Source organism: Colwellia sp. NW0002-52-1 (genome assembly GCF_057550865.1).
Map to the genome: position 1 here is coordinate 51,169 of NZ_BAAJLU010000014.1, position 25,901 is coordinate 77,069.

The 25,901-nt window shown below is 37.4% G+C and carries 26 protein-coding genes; 17 read left to right on the top strand and 9 right to left on the bottom strand.

Going from position 1 to position 25,901, the window contains the following annotated elements; translation table 11 throughout:
• The first annotated feature begins 82 nt into the window (after positions 1 to 82).
• The gene (gene thpR, locus AC27H3_RS13555) at positions 83 to 649 is read left to right on the top strand and encodes an RNA 2',3'-cyclic phosphodiesterase (RefSeq protein ID WP_487106968.1); all 567 of its coding nucleotides are present in this window, start codon (positions 83 to 85) and stop codon (positions 647 to 649) included.
• Between the two features lie 128 nt (positions 650 to 777).
• Complete coding sequence (locus tag AC27H3_RS13560; RefSeq protein ID WP_487106970.1) at positions 778 to 1,179, top strand: hypothetical protein; 402 nt, start codon at positions 778 to 780, stop codon at positions 1,177 to 1,179.
• Between the two features lie 293 nt (positions 1,180 to 1,472).
• Here AC27H3_RS13560 and pepB read toward each other — a convergent pair whose 3' ends face one another.
• Positions 1,473 to 2,777 (bottom strand): aminopeptidase PepB, encoded by a 1,305-nt coding sequence (gene pepB, locus AC27H3_RS13565; RefSeq protein ID WP_487106972.1) that lies wholly within the window; start codon positions 2,775 to 2,777, stop codon positions 1,473 to 1,475.
• A 180-nt stretch (positions 2,778 to 2,957) separates the two neighbouring features.
• On the opposite strand from pepB, the gene AC27H3_RS13570 reads away from it, so the two are divergent.
• The 8 genes from AC27H3_RS13570 (at position 2,958) to panC (ending at position 10,035) form a co-directional block, all read left to right on the top strand.
• The gene (locus AC27H3_RS13570) at positions 2,958 to 3,803 is read left to right on the top strand and encodes a hypothetical protein (protein WP_487106974.1); all 846 of its coding nucleotides are present in this window, start codon (positions 2,958 to 2,960) and stop codon (positions 3,801 to 3,803) included.
• 89 nt (positions 3,804 to 3,892) lie between these two features.
• Entirely contained in the window at positions 3,893 to 4,603 is a 711-nt protein-coding gene (sfsA, locus tag AC27H3_RS13575) for a DNA/RNA nuclease SfsA (protein ID WP_487106976.1), read from the top strand.
• 296 nt (positions 4,604 to 4,899) lie between these two features.
• Complete coding sequence (gene dksA, locus AC27H3_RS13580) at positions 4,900 to 5,340, top strand: RNA polymerase-binding protein DksA (RefSeq protein WP_487106978.1); 441 nt, start codon at positions 4,900 to 4,902, stop codon at positions 5,338 to 5,340.
• A 14-nt stretch (positions 5,341 to 5,354) separates the two neighbouring features.
• Positions 5,355 to 6,257 carry a tRNA glutamyl-Q(34) synthetase GluQRS gene (gene gluQRS, locus AC27H3_RS13585; RefSeq protein ID WP_487106980.1) on the top strand — a complete coding sequence of 301 codons (903 nt, stop codon included), beginning with the start codon at positions 5,355 to 5,357 and terminating at the stop codon, positions 6,255 to 6,257.
• Between the two features lie 76 nt (positions 6,258 to 6,333).
• Entirely contained in the window at positions 6,334 to 7,770 is a 1,437-nt protein-coding gene (gene pcnB / locus AC27H3_RS13590; protein ID WP_487107061.1) for a polynucleotide adenylyltransferase PcnB, read from the top strand.
• A complete protein-coding gene (gene folK, locus AC27H3_RS13595; protein WP_487106982.1) occupies positions 7,770 to 8,261 on the top strand; it encodes a 2-amino-4-hydroxy-6-hydroxymethyldihydropteridine diphosphokinase in 492 nt (163 codons plus the stop codon). The genes pcnB and folK overlap by 1 nt, the downstream gene beginning before the upstream one ends.
• Before the next feature lie 53 nt (positions 8,262 to 8,314).
• Entirely contained in the window at positions 8,315 to 9,109 is a 795-nt protein-coding gene (panB, locus tag AC27H3_RS13600) for a 3-methyl-2-oxobutanoate hydroxymethyltransferase (protein WP_487106984.1), read from the top strand.
• Positions 9,110 to 9,186: 77 nt separating this feature from the next.
• The gene (panC, locus tag AC27H3_RS13605) at positions 9,187 to 10,035 is read left to right on the top strand and encodes a pantoate--beta-alanine ligase (protein WP_487106986.1); all 849 of its coding nucleotides are present in this window, start codon (positions 9,187 to 9,189) and stop codon (positions 10,033 to 10,035) included.
• 141 nt (positions 10,036 to 10,176) lie between these two features.
• Here panC and panP read toward each other — a convergent pair whose 3' ends face one another.
• The 4 genes from panP to AC27H3_RS13625 form a co-directional block, all read right to left on the bottom strand.
• Positions 10,177 to 11,805 (bottom strand): pyridoxal-dependent aspartate 1-decarboxylase PanP, encoded by a 1,629-nt coding sequence (panP, locus tag AC27H3_RS13610; RefSeq protein WP_487106988.1) that lies wholly within the window; start codon positions 11,803 to 11,805, stop codon positions 10,177 to 10,179.
• A 418-nt stretch (positions 11,806 to 12,223) separates the two neighbouring features.
• Positions 12,224 to 12,916, bottom strand: coding sequence for a tRNA (guanine(46)-N(7))-methyltransferase TrmB (gene trmB, locus AC27H3_RS13615; RefSeq protein ID WP_487106990.1), 693 nt, complete (start codon positions 12,914 to 12,916; stop codon positions 12,224 to 12,226).
• A 44-nt stretch (positions 12,917 to 12,960) separates the two neighbouring features.
• Entirely contained in the window at positions 12,961 to 13,734 is a 774-nt protein-coding gene (locus AC27H3_RS13620) for an ABC transporter permease (RefSeq protein ID WP_085305918.1), read from the bottom strand.
• Between the two features lie 5 nt (positions 13,735 to 13,739).
• The gene (locus AC27H3_RS13625; RefSeq protein ID WP_487106993.1) at positions 13,740 to 14,681 is read right to left on the bottom strand and encodes an ABC transporter ATP-binding protein; all 942 of its coding nucleotides are present in this window, start codon (positions 14,679 to 14,681) and stop codon (positions 13,740 to 13,742) included.
• Positions 14,682 to 15,237: 556 nt separating this feature from the next.
• Here AC27H3_RS13625 and AC27H3_RS13630 point away from each other — a divergent pair.
• Positions 15,238 to 15,579, top strand: coding sequence for a DUF4389 domain-containing protein (locus AC27H3_RS13630; protein ID WP_487106995.1), 342 nt, complete (start codon positions 15,238 to 15,240; stop codon positions 15,577 to 15,579).
• A gap of 123 nt (positions 15,580 to 15,702) precedes the next feature.
• Here AC27H3_RS13630 and efp read toward each other — a convergent pair whose 3' ends face one another.
• Entirely contained in the window at positions 15,703 to 16,272 is a 570-nt protein-coding gene (gene efp, locus AC27H3_RS13635; RefSeq protein WP_085305912.1) for an elongation factor P, read from the bottom strand.
• Between the two features lie 58 nt (positions 16,273 to 16,330).
• Between efp and epmB the strand changes: the two genes are divergently transcribed.
• Complete coding sequence (gene epmB / locus AC27H3_RS13640; protein ID WP_487107063.1) at positions 16,331 to 17,347, top strand: EF-P beta-lysylation protein EpmB; 1,017 nt, start codon at positions 16,331 to 16,333, stop codon at positions 17,345 to 17,347.
• A 152-nt stretch (positions 17,348 to 17,499) separates the two neighbouring features.
• Positions 17,500 to 17,796, top strand: a complete 297-nt coding sequence (locus AC27H3_RS13645; protein ID WP_182254608.1) for a hypothetical protein — start codon at positions 17,500 to 17,502, stop codon at positions 17,794 to 17,796.
• 94 nt (positions 17,797 to 17,890) lie between these two features.
• Here AC27H3_RS13645 and AC27H3_RS13650 read toward each other — a convergent pair whose 3' ends face one another.
• Positions 17,891 to 18,400, bottom strand: coding sequence for a DUF3016 domain-containing protein (locus tag AC27H3_RS13650; protein ID WP_487106997.1), 510 nt, complete (start codon positions 18,398 to 18,400; stop codon positions 17,891 to 17,893).
• Positions 18,401 to 18,668: 268 nt separating this feature from the next.
• On the opposite strand from AC27H3_RS13650, the gene AC27H3_RS13655 reads away from it, so the two are divergent.
• A complete protein-coding gene (locus tag AC27H3_RS13655) occupies positions 18,669 to 19,670 on the top strand; it encodes an AEC family transporter (protein WP_487106999.1) in 1,002 nt (333 codons plus the stop codon).
• A 59-nt stretch (positions 19,671 to 19,729) separates the two neighbouring features.
• Here the strand turns inward: AC27H3_RS13655 and AC27H3_RS13660 are convergent, their stop codons facing one another.
• Together AC27H3_RS13660 and AC27H3_RS13665 are read right to left on the bottom strand one after the other, a co-directional pair.
• Positions 19,730 to 20,257 carry a hypothetical protein gene (locus tag AC27H3_RS13660; RefSeq protein ID WP_487107001.1) on the bottom strand — a complete coding sequence of 176 codons (528 nt, stop codon included), beginning with the start codon at positions 20,255 to 20,257 and terminating at the stop codon, positions 19,730 to 19,732.
• 21 nt (positions 20,258 to 20,278) lie between these two features.
• Positions 20,279 to 20,512 (bottom strand): hypothetical protein, encoded by a 234-nt coding sequence (locus AC27H3_RS13665; RefSeq protein ID WP_487107003.1) that lies wholly within the window; start codon positions 20,510 to 20,512, stop codon positions 20,279 to 20,281.
• A gap of 231 nt (positions 20,513 to 20,743) precedes the next feature.
• On the opposite strand from AC27H3_RS13665, the gene AC27H3_RS13670 reads away from it, so the two are divergent.
• The 3 genes from AC27H3_RS13670 (at position 20,744) to AC27H3_RS13680 (ending at position 25,883) form a co-directional block, all read left to right on the top strand.
• Positions 20,744 to 23,107, top strand: a complete 2,364-nt coding sequence (locus AC27H3_RS13670; protein WP_487107005.1) for a fatty acid cis/trans isomerase — start codon at positions 20,744 to 20,746, stop codon at positions 23,105 to 23,107.
• A 653-nt stretch (positions 23,108 to 23,760) separates the two neighbouring features.
• Positions 23,761 to 24,738, top strand: coding sequence for a DUF1852 domain-containing protein (locus AC27H3_RS13675; protein WP_487107007.1), 978 nt, complete (start codon positions 23,761 to 23,763; stop codon positions 24,736 to 24,738).
• A 41-nt stretch (positions 24,739 to 24,779) separates the two neighbouring features.
• On the top strand, positions 24,780 to 25,883 hold the full coding sequence (locus AC27H3_RS13680; protein ID WP_487107009.1) for a methionine synthase: 1,104 nt from the start codon (positions 24,780 to 24,782) through the stop codon (positions 25,881 to 25,883).
• Positions 25,884 to 25,901 lie beyond the last annotated feature (18 nt).

Genomic DNA, 25,901 nt, shown 5'->3' on the forward strand with positions numbered 1-25,901 from the left:
AGCGTTTGTTTTGTCTCGAGCGCGTTATTAACTTTTTAAGTAACAAATTATTGATGAATGCAAATATAAAAGCAGAGCAAGTATGAACAAACGTATGTTTCTTGCCTTAGATGTTTCAAGTGCTGATAAAGCTACACTTGCCTTATGGCGCTCGCAAAATTTAGCCTTACCTTTTAAGATCATTGAGCCGAATCATTTCCATGTGACATTGGCCTTTCTGGGTCTGCTTACAAACAATCAACAAACCAATTTACAGGAGCTAATAAATCAACATCACAACGATATTCAACAACACCTAAAACTGTTACTTCCCGAGCAATCCTATTCTTTACAGTTATCAAAAATTGGATACTTTAAAAAAGCTCAAGTATTACATCTTTTGCCAGAGCATAGCCCGAATTGGTTAATGTATTTAAATACTACACTTGTTGAGTTAAGCCTGAGCAGTAATATCACTTTAGAACAAAAGCGCTATCAACCTCATCTGAGCCTATACCGTAAATTTAAGCCCGCATTAATAGATACCGACTTCATTATAGAAAATACAGCAATAAAACACGCTATGTGCACCAAAAGCTTTAGCTTATATCACTCTTACTCTACTGACTCAGGCGTTAAATATTTCCCGGTAAAAACTTGGAAGCTTTAAATTAATGCGGTCAATTTATATACAAATTAAATTTGCAAAATTTTAAAACTATGCTTACTTGGCAAAAGAATAAAATACTGTTATCACTTGTCACCCGGTTTTAAATGGAGTTATTAATGGAGCTAATAATGGAAACAATAGTAGAAGACAAATACTCAATAGCATCACAATCGAACATTTTAGAAGTTGAAGCGTTTGGCCCATTTAATGAACAAGTTACCGAAAAATATATTGATGATATGTATAGTGCTTGCGATCAGTTTTCTGGCCAACCTTGGGGGTTATTAATTGCTTTTTACGGTAATAGTGTTTTTTCTCCTGAAGCTGAAGAAGCATTAATTAAGGTTAACAAATATCGTGTAGAACAAGGGCTAATTGCTAATGCCAGCGTGTTAATTGATAGCAGTACAGCTGATATTCAGCAATTACAATTACGCAGAATTTATCAAGCATGTGATATAACTTTTTATGTTTTTAGTGATATCGATAGTGCAAAGTCGTGGTTAGAGCAATATTTACAATACAACTAAAAAGTGAGAGTTTAGAGCTATCAGCTATCAGCTATCAGCTATCAGCTATCAGCTATCAGCACAAAGAAAACATAAAACATGTAGTGATTAAAGTTAATCTGCTTATTTAGTGCTTCATTCTTAGCACTTAATTGGTATATGTAGGAAACGAAAATAGTTATCTAGAAATTCTTTATTTAGAAGAGAGTTATTTAGAAGATAATTTGGCAATAGCGAAAGGTTTAGCTTCCGCTATGTTTAATGCTCAATGTTTAATGCTCAATGTTTAATGCTTAATTTGTTTTTACTGATTTTTATTTCGAGATCAAATCTGCAATTGTAGCAATACCTAAGCCGGTAGCACCTGCTGCCCATAAGCCAGACTCATTACCGTTATAAGCACCTGCTAAATCAAAATGTAACCAACCAGCGCCATCATTATCAACAAAACGAGATAAAAACCCTGCTGCATTACTTGCGCCACCAGGGCCTCCACCTTTTATGGTTCGACTATTCGCAGTATCAGCAAACACAGATGGGCATTTATCTTGATGCCATGGCTCTAGTGGTAATTGCCAAATAGCTTCACCAGTAGCTTTAGCACAAGCTTGCGCTTTGCTTGCTGCACTTTGGTCTAGTGCGAACAAAGCAGTATAATCACCACCTGTGGCACTAACAGCAGCCCCCGTTAATGTTGCAGCGTCAATAATCATCGGCGCGCCTGTTGCACTTGCTGCCATTAAACCGTCTGCAAGTACCAGTCTGCCTTCAGCATCGGTATTGGCGATCTCACAGGTTACGCCATTTTTATAAGTAATGATGTCGCCCAATTTATAAGCATCACGGCTGATCATGTTTTCTGCACAACAAAGGTACAACTTAACACGTTGATTTAAGCCTTGTTTCATTGCTAAGGCTAAGGCGCCTGCAACAACCGCAGCACCACCCATATCGCACTTCATGTCAAACATGCCTGCGTTACTTTTAATGCTGTAACCACCACTATCAAACGTAATGCCTTTACCGACTAAGCATGCTGCTACTTGTGCATTTTCATCACCCGTTGGGTTAAAATCTAATTCGAGTAAACAAGGCTCGTTAACACTACCTTTACCAACATTATAAATACCCATCCATTGTTCTTTTTCTAAGGCTTTACCTTGAATAAGACGTGATGAAACATGAGCTGGGGCAATATTTTTAATGTAATCTGTGGCAAGCTCTGCAAGCTTTAAAGGGTAAAGCTCTGCCGGTGTTTGGTTAGTTAAATCACGGCTCCAAGCATATACTGCTAATTTATTAGTCAAACGTTCAATTAAAGCGGGGTCGCCACAAAAGCTGATATTTTCTAATTTATTAACACAGCTAAAGCCAAGAGCAAATGCCCATTGGCTTGCTTCATCCCAGGCATCACCTTGTAAAGCTGCATGCTCAATGCCTAATTTTTCAATTTTACGTGCGGCCATTTGTATTTTTCGAGAGCGAAAAGCAGCATCTTCTGGTAAATAAATAGCAATATTATCTTGGGTAATTTGGAGCGTTTTATCTTGCTGCCAACCTTGTACATTATTCGTTGTGGTCAACGTTATTGATACTGGAGCAGAATTAACTGTTGTCATGTTATCGCCTTTACATTAATTTTTATGCTGATAGTTTACACTACATAAGTAAATAATTAACCTTGCACTTGCTTAACCCACAAAGCTTTTTTGCTAGGCTTTAGCTAAATGCAAGATCAGTCACCAAAGCTCAAATAAACTTATATATTTAAGCTTTTATAATACAAGGTTTTCAAAAAAATGAGCTTAAGTCACTATAAAATTAATTATTTTCTAACAATATGTTTCCTGGTTATTACAACGCAAACGCAAGCTCAAGATAATACTTGGTTATTAATCGATAACTTCGAACAAAAAAACACCTTACAAGGGTGGACGAAAGCAGACACTAAAAATGATACGTCACCTAAGCTACCCAACCCACAAATAACTGAACAACGAAGTGAAGGTTCAAAAATAAAAACCAATAACTATTTAATTAAAAAGCCTGCTGCAGAAAACATAGTAGGCAATCGGAAGGCGCTCACTTATAAAAAGTTGCCCGTACCAGTAGCCGTCGGAGAAACTTACACTTTTTATACTCGAATAAATGTTGAGTCTTTTCCCAACAATCATGCATTTGGCATAAGTAACATGCAACCAAAAGACATTGAACTTAACGACTATAACGCTTTTGAGCCTACGCTTAGAGTCACCGATAAAACTGAATCTAATGGTTTAATCAATACAGGGGCGCTTATGGTAAAAAAGGGAAAAGCCTACGCCAATATTTTTAACCCTGTAAAACAGCAAGATGCAAAGCCATTAATACCAGGAGTTTGGTATCAAATTTGGTATGTCGTAAATAACGCGTTATTAAGTGAAAATGGACAAACCTATGATGTATACATTCAAGGCTCAGAAGAATTCCCACATCAAACAAAAGTTTATTCAAATGCTACATTTAGAATGGCGAGAGAATTGCCACTTATTTATTTTTTAATGAATACCAATACCGGACCAAAGTCACATCCGTATGGTAACGGTGGATTAAAGTATGACGATTTATATATGTCGAAAAACCTTAACCTCACGAGTCCTTTATAGACATTAATAACCAGCTTTACCTGCTCAAGCATTAGCAGTTCGATACTGAATAACGTAAACTAAAGCAAATACTTTTTACCACTAAAAAAATGGAAATTCCTCTTAAAAAGGCAAAACTCATTAAGCGTTATAAACGCTTCCTGGCTGACATTACATTAGAAGATCACAGTGAGTGTACCATTCATGTGGCAAACACTGGGGCAATGACTGGCTGTGCTGAGCCTAATGACCTAGTTTGGTATAGCACTTCAGACAACCGAAAACGCAAGTACCCATTTAGTTGGGAGTTAACACAAACTCAAGATAAACACTTAATTTGTGTTAATACTATTCGCGCTAATCAGCTAACAGAACAAGCGCTTTTAAAGGGGACTATTACAGAGCTGCAAGACTTCACCTCATTAAGTCGAGAAGTAAAGTACGGTGATGAAAATAGTAAAATCGACTTTCATCTAACCGATCAAAATGGCCGAGAAACATATATAGAAGTGAAAAGTGTCACTTTACTCACAGCGAATCAAGGCTACTTCCCTGATGCTGTAACCTTACGGGGACAAAAACATTTACGAGAATTAATTGCGATTGCAGCACAAGGGCACCGCGCAGTGCTGTTATTTGCTGTATTGCATTCAGGTATTAATGACGTAAAACCCGCTGAGCATATTGACATTAACTATACCAAGTTACTTCGTGAAGCAAGTCAGCAAGGTGTTGAAATTATTGCCTACAAAGCAAAATTTAAAAAAGAACAGCACAATTTCAATATATTTTTAGCAGATAAAGTACCAGTAATTATTTAACCACAACAACGAAATACCGAGAATAATGATTGACGAAGGGGCTATAAACTTGCTAAAAGAGCATGCTCAAAAATTATTGTCACTTTCGGTAAAGTTTAGACAGCAGATAACATTAATAAATACTTTTCAATTTTTTCTTGATTATTTTCAATTAAGCCTTGAATTTTATACTAGCTAACACAATATATGTGGAATATTTCAGGTCTATATAAATTGGCAGTTGCAACCAAGCGATGCCGTTACACGATGTAACGATTTACCATCGATTTAGGTCTAGTAGCATTAGGAGAATTAGCATGCCAACACAAAAAACATTAGGTATTTTAGCATTAGCGGGCGTTAACCCTTACGTTGAAAAGCCTAACGAAGAATACATGAATGAAGCGCAACTAGAACATTTTAAAAAAATTCTAGATGCTTGGCGAGTACAACTTCGACAAGAAGTAGATCGCACCGTAACTCACATGCAGGATGAAGCGGCGAACTTCCCTGATCCTGTTGACCGTGCTGCTCAAGAAGAAGAGTTCAGCCTTGAATTACGCACCCGTGACCGCGAACGTAAGCTAATTAAAAAAATTGAGAAAACGTTACAATTAATTGAAGATGATGATTTCGGTTTTTGTGACTCTTGTGGCATCGAAATCGGCATTCGTCGTTTAGAAGCTCGTCCAACAGCTGATCTTTGTATTGAATGTAAAACGTTACAAGAAATCAAAGAACGCCAACTCGCAGGTTAATACCTTCGACTTTGTTGGAATTTAATAAAACTTTGCGACCTGGTATTGCTCAACAATATCGAGGTCGCTTTGCACCATCCCCTTCTGGATTTTTACACTTTGGTTCATTAATTGCTGCCCTAGCAAGTTACTTAGATGCCAAACATAATAACGGCCAATGGTTAGTTAGAATTGAAGATATTGATCCCCCAAGAGAAAAAGCAGGCGCCAGCGCTGAAATCCTTAAAACATTAGACGCTTATGGTTTGCACTGGGATGAAGAAGTACTTTATCAAAGCCAGCAGAGTGCACTTTATCAAACTGTATTAGCCGAACTAGCCCAACAAGAACTGAGTTACTATTGTCGCTGTACACGTGCACAAATTAAAGCAATAGGTGGCATATACTTAGGACATTGTCGTGATATTGAACAACCCCAAAATAACAGTGCCATTCGCGTAATCAACCGTTTTGGCGTTTCACAATATAACGATCTTATTCAAGGCCAAGTCAATTGTAATGCTGCGCTTGCTAAAGAAGATTTCATCGTGCTAAGAAAAGATGGCTTATTTGCTTATCAGTTAGCTGTTGTTGTAGACGATATTTATCAAAACATTAGTCATGTAATTCGTGGTTGTGACCTACTCGAGCCTACCGCTCGGCAATTAAGTTTTTACCAAACATTACAGAAACCCCCTCCACAATATGGTCATTTTCCACTCGCGGTAACCGAAAAAGGCTTTAAATTAAGCAAACAGAATAACGCGCCTGAAATTGATAAAAGTAACCCCGTACCTTCATTATTTTCAGCATTAACGTTTCTCGGGCAACAGCCAAATGATGAACTGCTTGATGCTAGCGTTGATGAGCTTTTACACTGGGCAATATCTCACTGGTCGATAAGCCAAGTGCCAAAATCACAAGAAATCATTCTATAAGCCGTTTTTTCACACTGTTTTCATTCTCTTTTACCTTGCACTGTTATATCATTGCGCGAGAAATTTAATGATATAACTGGGGTCCACCATTATCAAAAGCGTCATCAACTTGTGTAAAAAAGTACTTGGAAAAGCACGAAAAAACAACTCTACTCAACCTTCATTTGAGCAGCCAATTATCCTTTCTCGTGATCAGCATCCTGTATCTAGAAAAAACATGAGTCACAATGCATTAAAAGTATTGTATCGCTTAAATAAAGGCGGATATGACGCTTATCTAGTTGGCGGCGGAGTTCGCGACATTCTTTTAGGTTTAACCCCTAAAGATTTCGATATAGCAACAAACGCCACTCCAGAACAAATTAAAGCTTTATTTAGAAATTGCCGTCTTATTGGTCGCCGTTTTCGTCTTGCTCATATTGTTTTTGGCAGAGAAATTATTGAAGTAGCTACCTTTCGCGGCCACCACGATAATGATAAAGACCAAAAAACATCAAAGCAAAATGAAGATGGCATGCTATTACGCGACAATATTTATGGCAGTATTGAAGAAGACGCTGAGCGTCGAGACTTCACGATCAATGCCCTTTATTATTCTGCCAAAGACTTTAAAGTTTATGATTTTGCCAACGGTGTTGCCGATGTTTATGCCAAACAAATACGCTTAATTGGCGATCCTGAAACTCGCTATCGTGAAGACCCGGTTAGAATGCTGCGCGCTATTCGATTTTCAACCAAATTAGGTATGGAAATTCATCCTGACACCAAAGCACCGATAGTAGATTTAGCGCCTTTAATGGCCAACATTCCACCGGCACGTTTATTTGAAGAGTTTTTGAAACTGTTTATGTCAGGTAAAGCGGTAGAAAATTTTCATTTGCTGCGTGAATACAACTTATTTCAATATTTCTTCCCTGCCGTTGATCAGCAACTTAACCAACAATCACAACCCTATTTAGCTGACTTTATCGCGCTTGCCATGAAGAACACTGATTATCGGGTCAATAATGATCAGCGTGTAACACCTGCATTTTTATTTGCAGCCATGCTTTGGTATCCAATGCAAGAGCATATACAGCGCCTAAACAGTGAAACACAACTCACACCACAAGATGCATTTTTTGGTGCATTAAGTGAAATAATGTCTGAGCAGCAACGCAGTATCGCTATTCCAAAACGTTTCCAAGCGGTGATGAAAGACATTTGGATTTTACAAGAAAAGCTAGCGCGCCGAGATGGTAAACGTGCCTATAAAGCGCTTGAGCACCCTAAATTTAGAGCGGGTTATGATTTCCTTTTACTCCGTGCTGAAATTGAAGGTGCCACTAACAAAAACCCTGAAGAAGCTGCGGCACTGCAAGAATTAGCAAAATGGTGGGGCGATTTTCAAGCCTGCAACATAGATACGCAACAAGTGATGATTAAAAGCATTGCCAGCAACAAAAGTGGCCCTCGCCGTACAACACGTAAGCGTCGAAAGCCTCGTGTTCAACATGCTAGTAAAGAAGCGTAATGTCACTTGCTTATATCGGGTTAGGTAGTAATTTATCTGATCCGCAAGCCCAAATAATTGCTGCAATAGAGAAGCTAAAGCAACTTGATGGCGGTAACGTAATCAAAATATCTTCGTTATATTTTAGTCGCCCAATGGGTCCGCAAGACCAGCCCGATTACATGAATGCTGTTGTCGCGCTTGAAACTAATAAAAGCGTTATTGAGTTATTAGAGCAGCTACAGCATATTGAAGCCATTACAGGTCGCATAAGAAAAGACGACCGTTGGGGTGCTCGAATACTAGATTTAGATATTATCTTATTTGATCAACAAGTTATAAATACCACTCGCTTAACTATTCCCCATTACGGCTTAAAGCAGCGTGAGTTTGTATTGTTACCTTTAGCTGAAATTACGAGCGATTTATTTTTACCCGATGGTGATAGTATTGATGAATTAGCTAGCAATATTGCTCGAAATGGGTTAAAAATTCACAGCAAGTTAAGTTAGACTATAAACTCTAAAATAAAAACAAACACGGCATCATAACAAACGGAAATAATATGGCTAAAATAACCACTGCCACCTTAATGAAAATGAAACAACAAGGTGAAAAAATTACCACCATTACTGCCTATGATGCCAGTTTTGCGAAAATATTTGATCAAGCAGGTATTCATGCCATTTTAATTGGCGACTCCTTAGGTATGGTTTTACAAGGTAATGACGATACTCTACCGGTTGATATTGACCATATGGCGTATCATACACAATGTGTAAAACGTGGTGTAGAAAACACGTTAATTATTGCTGACATGCCGTTCATGAGTTACGCAACTACCGAGCAAGCCTATATAAATGCGGCTAAATTAATGCAGGCAGGTGCTAGCATTGTAAAAGTTGAAGGTGGTCAATGGTTAGAAGAAACCATTAAAGGCCTTGTGGAACGTGGTATTCCTGTTTGTGCGCATTTAGGCTTAACACCTCAGTCAGTTAATGTTTTTGGTGGTTTTAAAGTGCAAGGTAGAGACAGCGCTAAAGCTCAAGAAATGATAGAAAACGCCAAAGCGTTAGAATCGGCTGGCGCGCAACTACTCGTATTAGAATGTATTCCAAGTAGTTTAGGCAAAGCGATTACCGAAGCGATATCTATACCGACCATAGGTATTGGTGCAGGTAAAGATACCGATGGACAAATTTTAGTGATGCACGACGCCTTAGGTATTTCGTGCAGTTACATGCCAAAATTTTCACGTAATTTTTTAATCGATACCGGTGATATTAAAAAAGCGGTAGAGCTTTATATTGAGGAAGTTAGCCAAGGCAACTTTCCTGGACCAGAACATATTTTCAAATAAGTACATCCATACAATAAATTTATCAGGCGCTTAATGAAAATTAAGCGTTTACACATCGAGTAAAAAGTAGAATAACCATGCAAACAATTGAACAAATTTCGATTTTACGCAGCGAAATTAAGCTCTGGCGTCAACAAGGCCTAAAAATTGCGTTTGTGCCTACTATGGGCAACCTTCATCAAGGTCATATTGCCTTAGTAGAAAAAGCCAAGTTGCTCGCCGATAAAGTTGTGGCAAGTATTTTTGTAAACCCGATGCAATTCGGTATCAATGAAGATATAGATAATTACCCTCGCACCATGGCTGCTGATCAAGAGAAATTAGTTGCTGCAGGTTGTGATATTTTATTTACCCCAACCCCTGCCATTATTTATCCTAAAGGTTTAGAAAACCAAAGCTATGTAGAAGTGCCTAATGTTTCGCACAGCTATTGTGGTGAAAGCCGACCTGGACACTTTCGTGGTGTAACAACCGTAGTGTGTAAATTATTTAATTTAGTGCAACCCGATATTGCTTGCTTTGGTTTAAAAGATTATCAACAGGTGCAAGTAATTCAAACCATGGTTGACGACTTATCTATGCCTATTGAGATAGTGCCCGTTGCTACTGTACGCGAGCCTTCAGGTTTAGCGTTAAGTTCGCGCAATAACTACTTAAGTATTGAAGAAAAGAAGATAGCGCCGGCATTAAGTCAAAATATTCAATGGCTCGCGAAAGAAATTCAACATAACAATGATTTCATTGGTTTAGCAAAAAAAGCCGCGGGCTATATCGATAATGCAGGTATGAAAACTGATTACATTCATATTTGCCATGCTCGCACTTTGCAGCCGGCCAGCGAAGACGATAAAGAATTAGTTATTCTAGCAGCAGCGCACTGCGGTAAAGCAAGGTTGATTGATAACTTGCAAGTGCAATTAACTTAATTTCGCTGTGGTAATAAAACACTGGCAAACATTAAAGCGACCAATTAATTAGTCGCTTTTTTTATGTCGATTTTTTATGTAGCTAAATTTATTTGACTGAGAAAGTATTTAATTAACTCGTGTCACTTCAGTGAACAGTCATTATTTAAATGACAAAAGTGCTGGCAGAAAGGTCTCACTTTCTTGTGCTAACAAGGTTTGCTCTGCAAGCACATCTTTGAGAATAGTTTTTGAGGTTAAAGGGTTCGCTAAAACCACTCTAAACACCAAGGTTTTACGTCCTTGATACTTTTGCACTTCAATGCGCGTTCGAGAAACAAACGACTTACCATTTTCACGTTGACGCTTTTGAATAAACTTTGTCAACTTATCCAATAAAACGTTAATCGTTTCTTGCTGTTCGATATCAGCATTAGCTAATATTTTTTGCACAACAGCTGGGTTATATCGATAAGTTAACAAGCATAGTTCTGGTTTTGTTATTAGCTCAAAATCTTTATGCTGAGTAATTAAATTAGCAAAATAGTTCGCTTTTTCAATACTATGGTTAATCAATAACTCATAACCAGGTCGGCTAATTACATGCAATGCTGAATACACTAGCATTGCCATTCCAGGTCTTGAACCTTCTAGCGTGTGGCTACCTAAATCTTTTGAACCTTTACGTAAAATATACTCAGCATGATGTTCAATAGCCGCAACAGAAGCTGGATTTTTAAACACCACTAAACCTGCTCCCATTGGCACATACATTTGTTTATGTGCGTCAATAGTTACCGAATCTGCTAACTCAATCCCTTTTAGCAAAGGGCGATATTTATTTGATAATAATGTCGCGCCACCCCAAGCAGCATCAACATGAAAATGAGCCTTATAGCGTTGTGCTATTTCAGCCATTTGTTCAAGTGGATCAATATTACCGGTTTCTGTCGTACCAGCAACACCGACAATACTGAGCACGCGAATATTCTCGCTAGCTAATTGCTGACACTTAGCTTCAAGCAATTTACAGTCGATTTTATTGTTTTCATCGGTTGGAATAGCAATAACACTGTCTTGACCTATGCCTAACACATCAGCTGATTTCTTCAGAGAATAGTGCCCTCGAGCTGACACCAAAATAGCTAAGCCTTCATATTGATAATGTTTAAGTGCCTTAAATAAGCCCTCACGCGCTACTCCTTTAAAATCTCCACTTGGTTTTAGTAAATTATTGCGCGCCACCCAAAGTGCCGTTAAATTGGCTACTGTGCCGCCTGAGCAAAATGCACCTAACGAATGATTCGCACTGTGCATCCATTGTTGATAAAACGGCTCATTATCTTGATAAACTAAACGATGCATCATACCCAGAACTTGTCGTTCCATGGGAGTAAATGCTTTAGAGGTTTCAATTTTAACTAAGTTTTGATTTAAGCCTACCATCAGCTTCGACAGTGGCAAAATAAAGTAGGGTAAAGCAGAGGTCATGTGACCGATAAAGCTTGGGCTCGAAGTATGAACTGATTGCGACACTAGCTTATCAAGTAAGTGCTGCATATGGTCTGAAACAAACGCAGGCTCTTCAGGGATCATTGGATTGGCAAAATCTTTTTCAATTTCGCTAAGGGCTTGCTCGGTAGCCGCTATGTGCTCGCCAAGAAACCCAGCCAAGTTCTGAGATATATCATTCTCTATGCGGCCCAATGTAGAATCGGGTGCAACTGGAATGGTAAAAATGCGATGTAAAGATTTTTCAGATACTTTTGCCGCGCGTTTACTAGCCGTCATACTTATTCACTATTAACTACTTGCTTGAAGCAAGTTGAGATTTATATAAGATCGGCACTTTAATAAAAATAGCAGCAAATGTCTCGTTATTTCCATCAATACTCAGGTTAAAAGCTAATTTTTGTTGCAATAAAGTTGGTCTTAACCCAGTAAAGTTGCAATATAAACTAAGCCAAGTTCAACAATAGCTAAGCTACTTAAGGCCATCATAAATACAGATTTTTTAATATTATTAGTCATAGTGTTTGTCCTAAATTTAACGTTGATACAAAGTTAATATCAACTATCAGGCCAAAACTGTAACCACTTGATATATAATAACTAAAGAGAATATATTATTAAAAACAAGCTAACTTGCCAAGGTTTATTGACTAAGTTTTTGTTAATCTAACCAATTTATTGTCAGAATTATAAACGGTTAGCCTTTAACAATATGCAATTGCCAACATTGTTGACCACTGGCATGAAATTTCGCTTCAAACGGCGTTAAAGGTTGCGTGACATTAACCGTTGAAATTTCACCTTTGCACGCTAATATTTCTGCCGCGACTTTAAACTCTTCTAAATACAGTAACCAATTACTTCGCAATATAAGCGCTTGTCCAATGGCAACAATTTGAGGGAAAACTGCGCTGCCATGCCAACGCCTTTGCACGTGTTTTGCTTTTGGCCAAGGGTTTGGGTACAAAATATAATGCTTAGATATTTGCCAATTAGCAGCAAGCACAAGGCGATAAAAGTCATTCAAATCGGCACGTACTAAATGAAAATTTTCAACGTTGCCTGCACCGTTGTCGCGTTTAACTTCATCAACATTACGGTTAATTCTATGAGCTGATTTATCAACACCAATAACTAACGCCTTTGGGTTTTGTTTTGCTAATAAACGCGTACTTTGACCAACACCACAACACGAATCAAGTATAACCTCGCCCGAAAACGCCTGAACAATTTCATTTATCTCATCAAATGCTTGTTGAGTATGAGCCTGTATCGGTTTTTGCGACGGATGGGCGATATGCTTGTTAACAATTTCAACAAGTTTTTCATGTACCCCTGGTTGATTGGTAACAATGGCTTTAGAGTCGCCGGTTATTTCCGTGTCGTTCATCAAATACTTACCTTTAAAATTCAATATATTAATCAATAATACTATTAGCTTCTTAAGCCTATACCTTTGGTGATTAGCACCATTGCAATAGTGTATAAACTAACAATAAATACACCCAGTACAGCAAACGATAAGGTTAAGCTCACATCTGTTATCCCTAAAAATCCATACCTAAAGGCATTAACCATATATACAATAGGGTTGATCTGCGATACACCTTGCCAAAATTCAGGTAATAAGCTGATAGAGTAAAATACACCGCCTAAATAAGTTAACGGTGTAAGAATAAAGGTCGGGATAATCGATATATCATCAAAGCTACCCGCAAAAATAGCATTAATTAAACCACCTAATGCAAAGGTTGCAGATGTTAGCGCCACAGTAACAATAATCACCCAAATATTATGAATTTGAATATCTACAAAGAACATTGATACTAAAGTAACAATGCTGCCTACGAGCATACCACGCGCCATACCGCCGCCAACATAGCCAGCAACAATAACCCAATTAGGTACCGGTGCTACTAACATCTCTTCTACGTTTCGCTGCCATTTAGCACTGAAAAAAGACGAAGCAACATTAGAGTATGAGTTGGTAATTACACTCATCATGATTAAACCAGGTACGATAAATGACATGTAATCAAAACCGCCCATTTCGCCAATTCGAGAACCAATTAACGAGCCAAATATAACAAAATACAAACTGATGGTAATTGCTGGTGGTACTAATGTTTGCACCCAAATACGCATAAAACGGTGTATCTCTTTATGCATGATACTTTTCAGCGCAATAATATTTCTAGAAGAACCCATAATATTTACTCCTTAACTGCGCTTTTGCTTGCGGCTTGACCACTACCTACTAGACCTACAAATAGCTCTTCTAGTCGATTACTCTTATTACGCATACTTAACACTTCAATGCCTTGATTATTTAATTCAGTAAACACAGCGTTTATGGTTTGCGTTTTTTTCACGTCGACTTCTATTGTGTGACTATCTATTACTCTAGAACTTAAGCCCACTAATTCTTGGGGTTCGCTATTGGGTTTTAAATCGAAAACAAAGGTCTCAACATCTAATTTGGCTAGCAGCGATTTCATATCCGTATTTTCAACAATAATACCTGAATCTATAATGGCAATATTGCGGCAAAGCATTTCGGCTTCTTCTAAATAATGTGTGGTTAATATAATGGTAATGCCTTGCTTATTTAGCTCACGCAAAAACTCCCACATCGAGCGTCTCAGCTCAATGTCGACGCCAGCGGTGGGTTCGTCAAGGATCAGCATTTTAGGTTCATGCATTAAGGCACGAGCAATCATAAGTCGGCGCTTCATACCACCAGAAAGCATACGGGCAGCGTCATTACGCTTTTCCCATAAATTTAATTGCTTTAAATATTTTTCAGCTCGCTGTACCGCTAACTTTCGCTCAACACCATAATAGCCAGCTTGGTTAACTAAGATTTTCATTAACGATTCAAATTGATTGAAGTTAAACTCTTGTGGCACTAAACCAATAAAACTTTTAGCCGCTTCAAGCTCTTGATCAATGTCATGACCAAAAACAGCGACTTTACCAGCCGTTTTATTCACTAATGAAGTAATAATACCTATGGTAGTGGATTTGCCTGCACCATTAGGACCAAGCAAAGCAAAAAAGTCACCTTGTTTAACGGTAAGGTCAATACCTTTAAGTGCTTGAAAACCGCCCTTATAGATTTTAGTTAATCCGGAAATTTCTAGTGCTGGTAACATAGCGAACCTCAAAATAATTGCGTGACCTTAACGTGGGGGCAAGTAAATAATTTTCAACAGTAAATCTAGCGGTTAATGCCCTAAAAATAATGAACGAGTCGAATGTTAAGGTGAATACTTTAATCTTGCCCTAGTATAAAACTTAAAGGAAACAAAAACATCAATGATAAAGCATGTTTATCAATAAACGAAAATATCAGTATTATTTAGTGTAATTACAGCATAATACGCTACGAAAAATACTATGTTTGCTGGTTTTCAAAGCTAACTAGCAATAACATTTTATCTTTGATTCATTAAAGCTATTCATTCATAAAACAGGGTTATTCCTAAATGCATAATCATGGTAAAAGTTAGCTTTTTACGCTAAATAATGATCGTATTGACAAATAACCAAAGGTTTAATAAAACCTAACCACTTGATTCTATTTAAATAAAAATCTTGGCCTTATCTTTGCAAATTCACGCTATAAATTAACTTTATAAATTATCTTGGCAAATCAACGTTGCTAAATAAAGTTGAAACAAATTATACCAATTCAATATGGAGTATTTTATGAGAGATGAGTTAGAAAATGAATTATTTGGTAACAACAAAACCCCTAAAGATTCATGGAAAAGCCCTGGCATTTGGCAGCGCGGTTTAGCTATGCTGTGTTTTGGTTTTATTAGTGGTTTTATTCGATTTTTTATTGCTCTAATCGCTATTTTTCAGTTTATCACTATGCTATTTAGTAACACACCTAATAACCAACTTTTAAGACTTGGGCAAAGTTTAAATAGTTATGTTTACCAAATTAATCAGTTGTTAACCTTTAATTCTGAAGTTTATCCATTCCCCTTTACTGATTGGCCAGAAGGTCGCACTTCACAAGTGCCGCCTGCAGAACAGGCTTAATAACTCAAGCCAACAAAATAAAAAAGCTCACAAAAGTGAGCTTTTTTATTTGCTTAAGCATTTAAATAAGTGCTTAACTCAATGAGTACCGAAAGCAATAAGCTTTAGGCTAACAATAAATTTTTACTTACTTGCACGCGAAACATATTCACCCGTGCGCGTATCAACCTTAACTATTTCACCAATTTGAATGAAAAGCGGCACACGCACAACCGCACCTGTAACTAAAGTAGCAGGCTTGCCACCGGTACCGGCAGTATCACCTTTAAGACCAGGGTCAGTTTCAGTAATTTCTAATTCAACAAAATTTGGTGGATCAACAGAGATAGGGTTGCCGTTCCAAAAGGTAATATTACATACATCACCTTCTGCTAACCATTTAGCAACATCGCCAACGGCTTTTTCGTCAGCGGCAACTTGCTCAAATGTTTCGTTGTTCATAAAATGCCAAAACTCACCATCGGCATACAAATAGGCTAGGTCTTCGTCCATTACATCAGCGCCTTCAACACTCTCGCCTGATTTATACGTTTTTTCTAATACCTTGCCAGATATTAACTTACGAATTTTAATGCGATTGAATGCTTGCCCTTTACCCGGTTTTACGATTTCATTATCGATAATGTTACAAGGTTCACCATCAATCATTAATTTAAGTCCAGCTTTGAACTGGTTAGTGCTAAAATTAGCCATAATTATTATGCTCGCTCGTTCACGTACTAAACGTAAAGGTTAAAAATTGAATATAGAAATGCCGCAAATAATAACCCAAATCAGCAATCAATTGCACACTTCTTGGCAAAAAGAATTAGCAAATGTAATTACCGATCCTAAAACCCTATTAGAGTTGGTGGATATTTCACCAGAAATGTATCAACATCACTTTGCTGCACGAAAGCTATTTCCGGTGCGTGTACCACGACCTTTAATCTCTCGTATTAAAAAAGGAGATATTAACGACCCTATTCTGAAACAAGTAATGCCCTTAGATCTTGAGTTCTCAATAACCGAGGGATATAACGAAGATCCTCTAGAAGAACATGACACTGTAGCGCCTGGGTTATTACATAAATATAAACACCGTGTATTAATGATGGTAAAAACAGGTTGCGCTATTAATTGTCGCTACTGTTTCCGTCGGCATTTTCCTTATGCAGATAATAGCCCGAATAAAGCACGGTGGCAGCAAGCACTTAACTATATTGAGCAACACAACGAGATTAACGAAGTTATTTTCAGTGGCGGCGACCCTTTAATGGCAAGTGATGAGCATTTACAGTGGCTTATTGCTGAAATAGAAAAAATTTCGCATATCACCCGTTTACGTATTCATACCCGTTTGCCGATTGTTATACCTCAGCGCATTACGCCCGCGTTAGTTAACACCTTAAGAACAACACGTCTTAAACCTGTCATTGTATTTCATGTAAACCATGCGAATGAAATAGACAATAATGTCGCTGAAGCACTTGAACCTCTAATATCAGCACGCATACCGCTTTTTAATCAGAGTGTGTTACTAAAAGGCATTAATAACAACGCTCAAATACTGGCTCAGTTAAGCGAACGTTTATTTGATATTGGTATTCAACCTTATTACTTACATCTGTTTGATAAAGTACAAGGCGTGGCTCATTTCGACTTAACAGAAACTGAGGCAAAAGAAATTACCTTGCAGCTTATGGCGATTTTACCCGGTTATTTAATGCCAAAATTGGTCAGGGAAATTGCTGGAGAAGCCAATAAAACACCCATAAATTTAACCTAATATTGCGCAGTAAAACTCATTTTTTTAGGAATATATTGTAAGCGCTAATAACGGTAACACGGGTATTAGCAAAATTACATTTGAGACTAACAAAAAGCAAATCAATTTGGCATAATAGCGCCATTAAATACACAAACTGAAAATAAGTAATTATGAGCGAAGCCGTACACAAACAACTAATCGAAAATATCTCGATAATTTTAAAGAAATCTCTCGCAGCCGACGCCACGTTAACGACATTACGAGAAGCTAAGCAAGCAGGATTTGCTGCTATATTTACTGAAGATGCAGGCTTTAAGTGTTCCGCTAATACTTTTCAACCTTACGTTGAAGAAGTAGCGAATGATTTAATTTTTTGGCAAAAAACTTCAGACCAAAATACATTAATCGATATTGTAAAAAAAATTGAGCAACTATTTACTGTATTAGCTAAATTTGAACATAGCTAAACATACTGTTGAACGTTATATTTAGTCGCAAATACAATAGAAAAAACGCAGCCAAGCTGCGTTTTTTTTAGTTTTACAAACCTATGATGTTTATTTATTTTTGCTCGTTACTTTTCACGTTGCTTGCAAAGGTTTTTCTAAACCAATCATCTAACATCTTTTTCTCGTATTTTAGACTTTCGCTTCGGTATTTTAGGTTGTTATGCATCAAAAATCCCATATCGTTAAGTGAAACCTCTTCACTTTTTGCCACAGTTTTATCTGCATTTAACAACTGATAACTAAACTTCATGCGAGGAGTAAATATATCTTTTACAATACGAATTCGCTTAATGCCATAGTTAACATCGCCCGCCAGATCTAAATTGGTTACATCTAAAAGTAATTTTTGTTGCTCAGGTAACATTTTAGCCATTTTAGCAAAATGTTCTTCTAGGGTTTTAAATGTTTGTTCTTGAAACTTTTTTCGGTGCCCTTCACCTGCTTTAATATCAGTATATTTATCAGGATTTGTCCATTTAACTTCAACTTCTGCAGCTTGTACTGACGACATTTGTACCATAACAATAGCTAAGCTTAATAAACTTGTAATAAATTTAATCATAATTTTTTACCTCTTTTTTTCATTATATACCTAATAGACTTAATAATGCTCGATAAGCAAATGACATGTTTATACTTTACTGTGCTGAGAGTCTTTAAGAGTGGGAATGTTCAAGATTCATTTATATTTCAGCGCAGTATTTATCTATAATTCTTCTGAAAGGTTAACAAAAATAAGATTAAATTAGAAATTTTCGTCATAAAGCTATTGCTGCAACGTCCAAGAAATAGCTAAACTCAAAAGCTAAATCCGGTGTAACCTGGCTAACGTGGTTGCATATCTTGCCTTATTACCAACAAAAACTGAGCCCATAGTGCTAACTGAATTTTTATCTACACTGCATTTCTCGTTTTCAGTAACGGGCCCTATTTTTATGATGGTTGTTCTCGGCGGCATCCTGAAAAAATACGGCATAATTGGCAAAGCCTTTGTCGACCAAGCCTCGATAATGGTGTTTAAAGTATCACTGCCTGTGATGCTTGGTATGAGCATGTTCAGAACAGATATAGCCACGGTTTTTGATCCCATGACCATAGCAAGCGCCTCACTTTCTACATTACTCGTTTTTATATTGCTGACATTAACCGCAAATGTTTTTGTGAAAAATCCACGAGATAAAGGGGTTTATGTGCAAGGCGCTTTTCGCGGGAATTTAGCTATTGTAGGTTTAGCACTCTGTGTCAATCTATATGGTGATGCTGGCATTGCTAAAGCCTCTATTGTGATGTCTATTTTGTCATTGGTTTATAACGTGTTGGCTATTTATACCTTAACGTCGACACTAACAGACAAAAAGCTTAACGTGTTTTCAATGATCGTTAGCATGACTAAAAACCCATTAATTATTGGTATTATGTTTGGCATTAGTATTAATTTATTGCACGTACCAATACATCCAGTGATATTGCAAACGGGTGATTATTTAGCACAATTAACCTTACCAGTAGCACTATTATGCATTGGGGCTAGCTTATCGTTTAATGATATGAAAGATACTAAAGGCGTGGCTGGCATTGCCGTTATTGCTAAATTAGTGGTATCACCGATTATAATTACGTATATAGCTTACCTTAGCGGCTTTTCAAAAATGGATTTAGGCATTTTATTTTTAATGGCAAGTACGCCAACCGCGGCGGCAAGTTATATTATGGTGAAAGCCATGAAAGGTAATGAAACGTTAGCCGCTAATATTATTGTAATGAGTACGGTTGTCTCTTTATTTACCGTCAGTATTGGCTTGGCTATACTTAAATCTTTTGCGTTAATTTAATTGGTTTCATTAGCATTAAATCTGTTTTACTTTTCTTTTGCTGTTGCTAATAAAAATAATTAAACAAGTTCTTTAAATATAACCTTAAAACTGCCAATACCGGCATAATCAATTTGAGTAGTTTGATCAAAATATAACTCAACAACGCCAGCATAAGAACCGGTTGTAAATGCTTCACCTTTCTTAAAGTTAGTGCCTCGTTTTGTCATAAAATTTATTGCCCAATAAACTGGTAGTTGTGGCAATGGATTAGGATGTACGCCATTAAAAACTTGCTCGTTAACCGCAGTGTTTGGCTCATACTGCTTAATAGATACTTGAAATTTATTTGCTGAAAATGCCACTGCCTTATCAATTTCTGGCCCGATAAATAAGCCTTGATTAACTAAGCAATCAGCTAATCGCTCAGGAAATAATGCATCAGAGTCATCAGCAAAACGACTTTGTATTAACTCTAACGCCATATGACAACTACCTATAGCTGCATCGATTTTTGCGGCAGTATAACCTTCTTTACGTGCAGGTAAATCATGGTTTAGAACAAAAGCAATTTCAGGCTCAACTCGCACTTTGTTATTGTCTTGCATTAACCAACATTGCTCACCGTTTTACATGGTGTCGCTAAAAATAGGCGCAATGATAATTTTATCTTCTGCTAAGGGTAATAGGCATTTCCAACCGGCCACAAAGTCAGTACGAAGTTTAATAGTTTCTTGTTGGACAATTAAAGCTTCCTCAATGGTATTAGGTTTTATAGTGGCATCTACACTATAGGCTTTGGTGCCTGAAACTCTACGTGCTAAAAGTTGTTGGGCCGCATTGGTAAACTTTTTAAGTGTCATCTGCATTAACTTTCAAGTGGATAAACAAAAACCAAAGCTAACTCTACATTGATAATCAGCGCTTTACTAGTTGGGGATTAAGCTATTGGCAATAGGGGCCTATGCTTCATATGTACAGTCAACATGCCATCAAACGCATCATAGTGCTAGGTAGCTTTGAGCGCCATGTTTCGTTTATAATATGCAGCTTTTAAAGTCACGTTTGATTAACCTATAAGTGTTAACGCCGATATGAATATTTCTCACAAATCAAAGCCATTTCTGCTTTTAATCTTCATCGCTATTTTGGGTGGTTGTGCCATGATCGCTAATAGTCAATTTGATGATCTGTTTGGTAAAGCTGAGCCTCAAGCTCGAATGGTAGATAATAACTCAACACAAGCAACGTTTTATCATGATGAAGTACAGCCAATTATTGAACAGCGCTGTGTGGTTTGTCATGGTTGTTATGATGCGCCATGTCAGTTGAAGTTATCATCTGCACAAGGTATCGACCGCGGTGCAAACAAAGCATTAGTATATGACGGTACGCGGTTACTCGCCGCAACACCCCAACGCTTATTCGAAGATCATGACAATACACAAGCGTGGCGTAACAATGGTTTTTATGGCGTCCTAAACGAACGTCAACAATCGCCAGCATTTAATCAACAAGCAAGTGTTATGTCGAGATTACTTTCACTTAAGCAACAGCATCCGCTCCCTAAGGGGAAAATATTACCTAAGCAATTTAACTTTGCCTTAGATAGACAACAACAATGCCCTACCGATGTTGAAATGGATAGCTATGCACAAAATTATCCCGATTGGGGCATGCCTTTTGGTTTACCTGCGCTATCAGCACCTGAAGATGAAATTTTACAAACATGGTTGCGTAACGGTGCAAAAATGGCCCCACCAAAGCCTTTAGAAAATAACTACATCGCTCAAATAGCAACATGGGAAAACTACTTAAATGGCGACTCATTAAAAGAAAAGCTAGTAAGTCGTTATTTATATGAACATTGGTTCATCGCGCACATGTATTTTTCTGAATTGCCCGCTGGTGAGTTTTTCAAAGTAGTACGATCTCGAACACCTCCTGGGCAACCTATTGATATTATTGCTACCCGTCGACCTTATGACGACCCAGGTGTAGAGCGAGTTTATTACCGTTTTTGGCGCGAGCAAGGCACCATACTAGAAAAAACCCATATGCCGTATGCATTAAATAACGATCGTTTAGCAACGTTTAACCAATTATTTTATCAAGATAATTACCAGGTAAAGGCCTTGCCTTCTTACAAACCTGAAGTAGCTTCAAATCCATTTAAAGCATTTGAAGCAATACCGTCTGTTTCTCGGTATAAGTTTTTGCTTGAAGAAGCAGAGTTCACCATCATGAACTTTATTAAAAGCCCAGTATGCAGAGGGCAAGTTGCGTTGAATGTTATTAACGATCGTTTTTGGGTGTTTTTTGTTAACCCAAATGAAAAAAATGCCAAAGATCACTCCGCATTTTATAATAATCAACAAGATAATTTAGCCTTACCATCGGCCGCAGAAAGCAATGCCTATATCATTACCAATTGGCTTAAATATTCTAAGCTTCAACGTGAGTTCATGCATGATAAAGCGCTCAAGATGAACAAAGCTTTTCCTAATGGCGAGCACCTTACAACAGAACAAATATGGGCAGGTGATGGCGATAATACAAACGCGGCATTAACCATATTTCGCCATATTGACTCAGCAACTGTGATTAAAGGTTTAGTCGGTCGTCCTCCACAAACCTCTTGGGTAATTGACTATGGTTTATTAGAGCGTATTCATTATTTATTAGCTGCAGGTTTTGACGTATATGGCAATATTGGTCATCAATTAAATACTCGTTTATATATGGATTTTCTTCGTATAGAAGGCGAATTTAACTTTTTAGCACTATTACCACCAGAGACGCGCAAAACAGAGCTAACAAAATGGTACTCTGGTGTATCAGATAGCCAAAAAGAATACTTAATGGCACCGCATAAATTGTTCTCTCAACCTTCTGGCATTAATTATCAAACAAAAGATCATAAGCAAGAGCTGTATCAGTTACTAAAACAAAAAGTTAGTCCTGTGCTAGTTACAGATAATAATTTAGTCAGTAAAAGAACACCGAGAAGTCATAGAAAAGCGTTAGACAAATTACAGAATATAACAGGCGGCCCAATAACCTTAATGCCACAAATTACCTTTTTGTCTGTGCAAAACAGTGATCAAACCTACTATTACAGCGTGCTGCGAAATAATGCTCACAGTAATATAACCAGCTTATTAAGTGAAGATGAGAACCGCTTACCTGAACAAGACACCATTACTGTTACGAGTGGCTTGGTGGGTGCATACCCAGATGTATTCGTTAATGTTAGCGAGTCTCAATTAACCGGCTATGTTAAAGCGGTTATGGCATTAAACACAGAAGCTGATTACCAAGCATTAATGGACGATTATGCCATACGCAGAACTGATACTAGTTTTTGGCAACATAGCGACGCAGTGCATGCAGACAATAAGAAAAAGTACCCTTATAAAGCAGGGCTTTTTGATTATAATCGACTACAAAATCGATAGTATTAATTTTAATACTAGGTACAGCAAGGGTAGCGTGTAAAGCGCGAACCCAAAATGAAAAAGCTCAGTAAAATGAGCTTTTTTGCTTTTTAATTTCTAACTTTCAATTTCTTCATCATGGATTAACTAGAACATGCCTTACATAGTAAGTAAAAAACTTAGTATATAGCGAAGCCCTTCCCTTCATAGATAAACGTCCTTCTTTCAATGTCTATATTTTTCACTATTTCTATTTCAAAAATAACAAACTACCACACTATTTTTTTATCAGTTTCGAAAGCGTAACTGAAGTCATTTATTACATTCATCTAATTTTATACCTTGCCCTAAAAACAATAACCTCCCCTGAAAACTTTGGACTTGTATGGCTTTAAATAACCGCAAGAATTAATTCAAATTGATGAAAAAACACCATTCATGAGAAAAACTCATATAACAATGAAATAAAATCAATTTTATTCATATAACGAACCCCGTATAAAACACACTCTGCTTTTAACTTTCGACATTATTACAGCTAGCTTTGAATTACGCTTTTGCCAAACTAACGGCAAAAAATTCTTATAGGAAAAGTCAGAAAACAAATTAACCCGCTCAGTAAAGAGCATGGAATTAATTCAGATTTTACGACAGCAATTGGATAACAGATTCTCATGAATAAAGATTTTACATTTACTATTAAGCGCATTGGTCTGAATGAAAACTATCACCCGTCAAACAATACGCGCATTACCACCAACTTTGCTAATTTAGCTAGAGGAAATAGCCGACAACAGAATTTACGTAACACCTTAAAGATGATCGACAATAGCTTTAATGCTTTAGCTTATTGGGATAACCCTAAAGGCGATCGTTATTCTGTCGAGCTAGAAATAATTTCTGTTGATATCGATATTGAAGACACCGGACAAGCTTTTCCGTCAATTGAAGTATTAAAAACCACGGTTGTTGATCATCAAACTAGCGAGCGTATTGAAGGGATTGTAGGCAATAATTTCTCTTCTTATGTACGAGATTATGATTTTAGTGTGTTGTTGTCTGAGCATAATAAAGGCCAAGCCCAATTTAGTATTCCTGAGCATTTTGGCGATTTACACGGCAAACTTTTTAAGAACTTTGTAAATTCAAGTACCTATAAACAGCACTTTAAAAAAACGCCGGTTATTTGCTTAAGTGTTTCGGATAACAAAACCTATCATAGAACAGGCAATCAGCATCCTTTATTGGGGGTTGAATATCAGCCTAGTGAATCTTCTTTAACCGAGCAGTATTTCAAAAAAATGGGCTTACAAGTTCGTTACTTTATGCCGCCAAAAAGCGTTGCACCTTTGGCTTTCTTTTTCTTTGGCGACTTACTTAACGATTATAGCAATCTTGAGTTAATCAGCACCATCAGCACCATGGAAACATTTCAAAAGATTTATCGACCTGAAATTTATAACGCAAATGCTGTGGCAGGCAATGTATATCAACCCAATTTAAAGAACCAAGACCATTCATTAACGAAAATTTTTTATGACAAAGAAGAACGCAGTAAATTAGCGATAAAACAAGGCAAGTTTGCTGAAGAAAACTTTATCAAACCTTACCAGAAAGTGCTCAATCAATGGTCGGAAAATTACGCACTTTAATTAATATATTTGAATAAGAAAAAGGTACCGTGGCACTTATTATGAATACGCAAATTAAAAAAACACTTAACAACGAACTTACTAACAAAGCGCTGAAAGAAAAAATAATACTCCCTACATCAACAGCAGGCAGTTTACCTAAACCCTCATGGCTTGCAGAACCCGAAGCGTTATGGTCACCTTGGAAGCTACAAGGCGATGAACTCATTGCTGGTAAACACGATGCGCTACGTGTTTCATTGCAAGAGCAACAACAAGCCGGTATTGATATTGTTAGTGATGGCGAGCAAACCCGCCAACATTTTGTTACTACCTTTATTGAACACCTAACCGGCGTAGATTTTGAGCACCGTAAAACCGTTAAAATTCGCGACCGTTATGAGGCTAGTGTACCTACCGTAGTTGGCCCGGTTTCTCGTCCAAAGTCGGTGTTTGTTGAAGACGCCAAACTTTTACGCCAGCAAACTAACAATCCTATTAAATGGGCTTTGCCGGGCCCGATGACAATGGTAGACACCCTGCATGACGACCATTACCAAAGTCGCGAAAAGCTCGCTTGGGAATTTGCTAAAATACTGAACCAAGAAGCTAAAGAATTAGAAGCTGCAGGTGTTGATATTATTCAGTTTGATGAGCCTGCATTTAATGTATTTTTTGATGAAGTTAATGATTGGGGTATTGCTTGTTTAGAGCGGGCAATTGAAGGGCTAACTTGTGAAACTGCCGTACATATTTGCTATGGCTATGGCATAAAAGCCAACACAGATTGGAAAAAAACTTTAGGATCACAGTGGCGACAATATGAACAAGCGTTTCCTAAACTGCAAAAATCTTCAATCGATATTATCTCGCTAGAGTGTCATAACTCTCATGTACCTATGGACTTACTGGAGCTTATTCGCGGTAAAAAAGTAATGGTGGGCGCTATTGATGTCGCAAGTAACACCATTGAAACGCCAGAGGAAGTTGCCAAAACCTTAAGAGAAGCGCTTAAGTATGTCGATGCAGATAAACTCTATCCTTGCACTAATTGCGGCATGGCTCCTTTATCTCGCGAGGTAGCAAGAGGGAAGTTAAATGCGTTAAGTGCTGGTGCTGCAATTATTCGAAATGAACTTGCTAAAATAAAAAGCTATCAACTATAAGCTATTAGCTGTCAGTTA

What these genes read in the sequence shown, in the direction of transcription:
- thpR (WP_487106968.1), top strand. Translation starts at nt 83, where the DNA reads ATGAACAAACGTATGTTTCTTGCCTTAGATGTTTCAAGTGCTGATAAA.
- AC27H3_RS13560 (WP_487106970.1), top strand. Translation starts at nt 778, where the DNA reads ATGGAAACAATAGTAGAAGACAAATACTCAATAGCATCACAATCGAAC.
- pepB (WP_487106972.1), bottom strand. Translation starts at nt 2,777, where the DNA reads ATGACAACAGTTAATTCTGCTCCAGTATCAATAACGTTGACCACAACG.
- AC27H3_RS13570 (WP_487106974.1), top strand. Translation starts at nt 2,958, where the DNA reads ATGAGCTTAAGTCACTATAAAATTAATTATTTTCTAACAATATGTTTC.
- sfsA (WP_487106976.1), top strand. Translation starts at nt 3,893, where the DNA reads ATGGAAATTCCTCTTAAAAAGGCAAAACTCATTAAGCGTTATAAACGC.
- dksA (WP_487106978.1), top strand. Translation starts at nt 4,900, where the DNA reads ATGCCAACACAAAAAACATTAGGTATTTTAGCATTAGCGGGCGTTAAC.
- folK (WP_487106982.1), top strand. Translation starts at nt 7,770, where the DNA reads ATGTCACTTGCTTATATCGGGTTAGGTAGTAATTTATCTGATCCGCAA.
- panB (WP_487106984.1), top strand. Translation starts at nt 8,315, where the DNA reads ATGGCTAAAATAACCACTGCCACCTTAATGAAAATGAAACAACAAGGT.
- panC (WP_487106986.1), top strand. Translation starts at nt 9,187, where the DNA reads ATGCAAACAATTGAACAAATTTCGATTTTACGCAGCGAAATTAAGCTC.
- panP (WP_487106988.1), bottom strand. Translation starts at nt 11,805, where the DNA reads ATGACGGCTAGTAAACGCGCGGCAAAAGTATCTGAAAAATCTTTACAT.
- trmB (WP_487106990.1), bottom strand. Translation starts at nt 12,916, where the DNA reads ATGAACGACACGGAAATAACCGGCGACTCTAAAGCCATTGTTACCAAT.
- AC27H3_RS13620 (WP_085305918.1), bottom strand. Translation starts at nt 13,734, where the DNA reads ATGGGTTCTTCTAGAAATATTATTGCGCTGAAAAGTATCATGCATAAA.
- AC27H3_RS13625 (WP_487106993.1), bottom strand. Translation starts at nt 14,681, where the DNA reads ATGTTACCAGCACTAGAAATTTCCGGATTAACTAAAATCTATAAGGGC.
- AC27H3_RS13630 (WP_487106995.1), top strand. Translation starts at nt 15,238, where the DNA reads ATGAGAGATGAGTTAGAAAATGAATTATTTGGTAACAACAAAACCCCT.
- efp (WP_085305912.1), bottom strand. Translation starts at nt 16,272, where the DNA reads ATGGCTAATTTTAGCACTAACCAGTTCAAAGCTGGACTTAAATTAATG.
- epmB (WP_487107063.1), top strand. Translation starts at nt 16,331, where the DNA reads ATGCCGCAAATAATAACCCAAATCAGCAATCAATTGCACACTTCTTGG.
- AC27H3_RS13645 (WP_182254608.1), top strand. Translation starts at nt 17,500, where the DNA reads ATGAGCGAAGCCGTACACAAACAACTAATCGAAAATATCTCGATAATT.
- AC27H3_RS13650 (WP_487106997.1), bottom strand. Translation starts at nt 18,400, where the DNA reads ATGATTAAATTTATTACAAGTTTATTAAGCTTAGCTATTGTTATGGTA.
- AC27H3_RS13660 (WP_487107001.1), bottom strand. Translation starts at nt 20,257, where the DNA reads ATGCAAGACAATAACAAAGTGCGAGTTGAGCCTGAAATTGCTTTTGTT.
- AC27H3_RS13665 (WP_487107003.1), bottom strand. Translation starts at nt 20,512, where the DNA reads ATGACACTTAAAAAGTTTACCAATGCGGCCCAACAACTTTTAGCACGT.
- AC27H3_RS13670 (WP_487107005.1), top strand. Translation starts at nt 20,744, where the DNA reads ATGAATATTTCTCACAAATCAAAGCCATTTCTGCTTTTAATCTTCATC.
- AC27H3_RS13675 (WP_487107007.1), top strand. Translation starts at nt 23,761, where the DNA reads ATGAATAAAGATTTTACATTTACTATTAAGCGCATTGGTCTGAATGAA.
- AC27H3_RS13680 (WP_487107009.1), top strand. Translation starts at nt 24,780, where the DNA reads ATGAATACGCAAATTAAAAAAACACTTAACAACGAACTTACTAACAAA.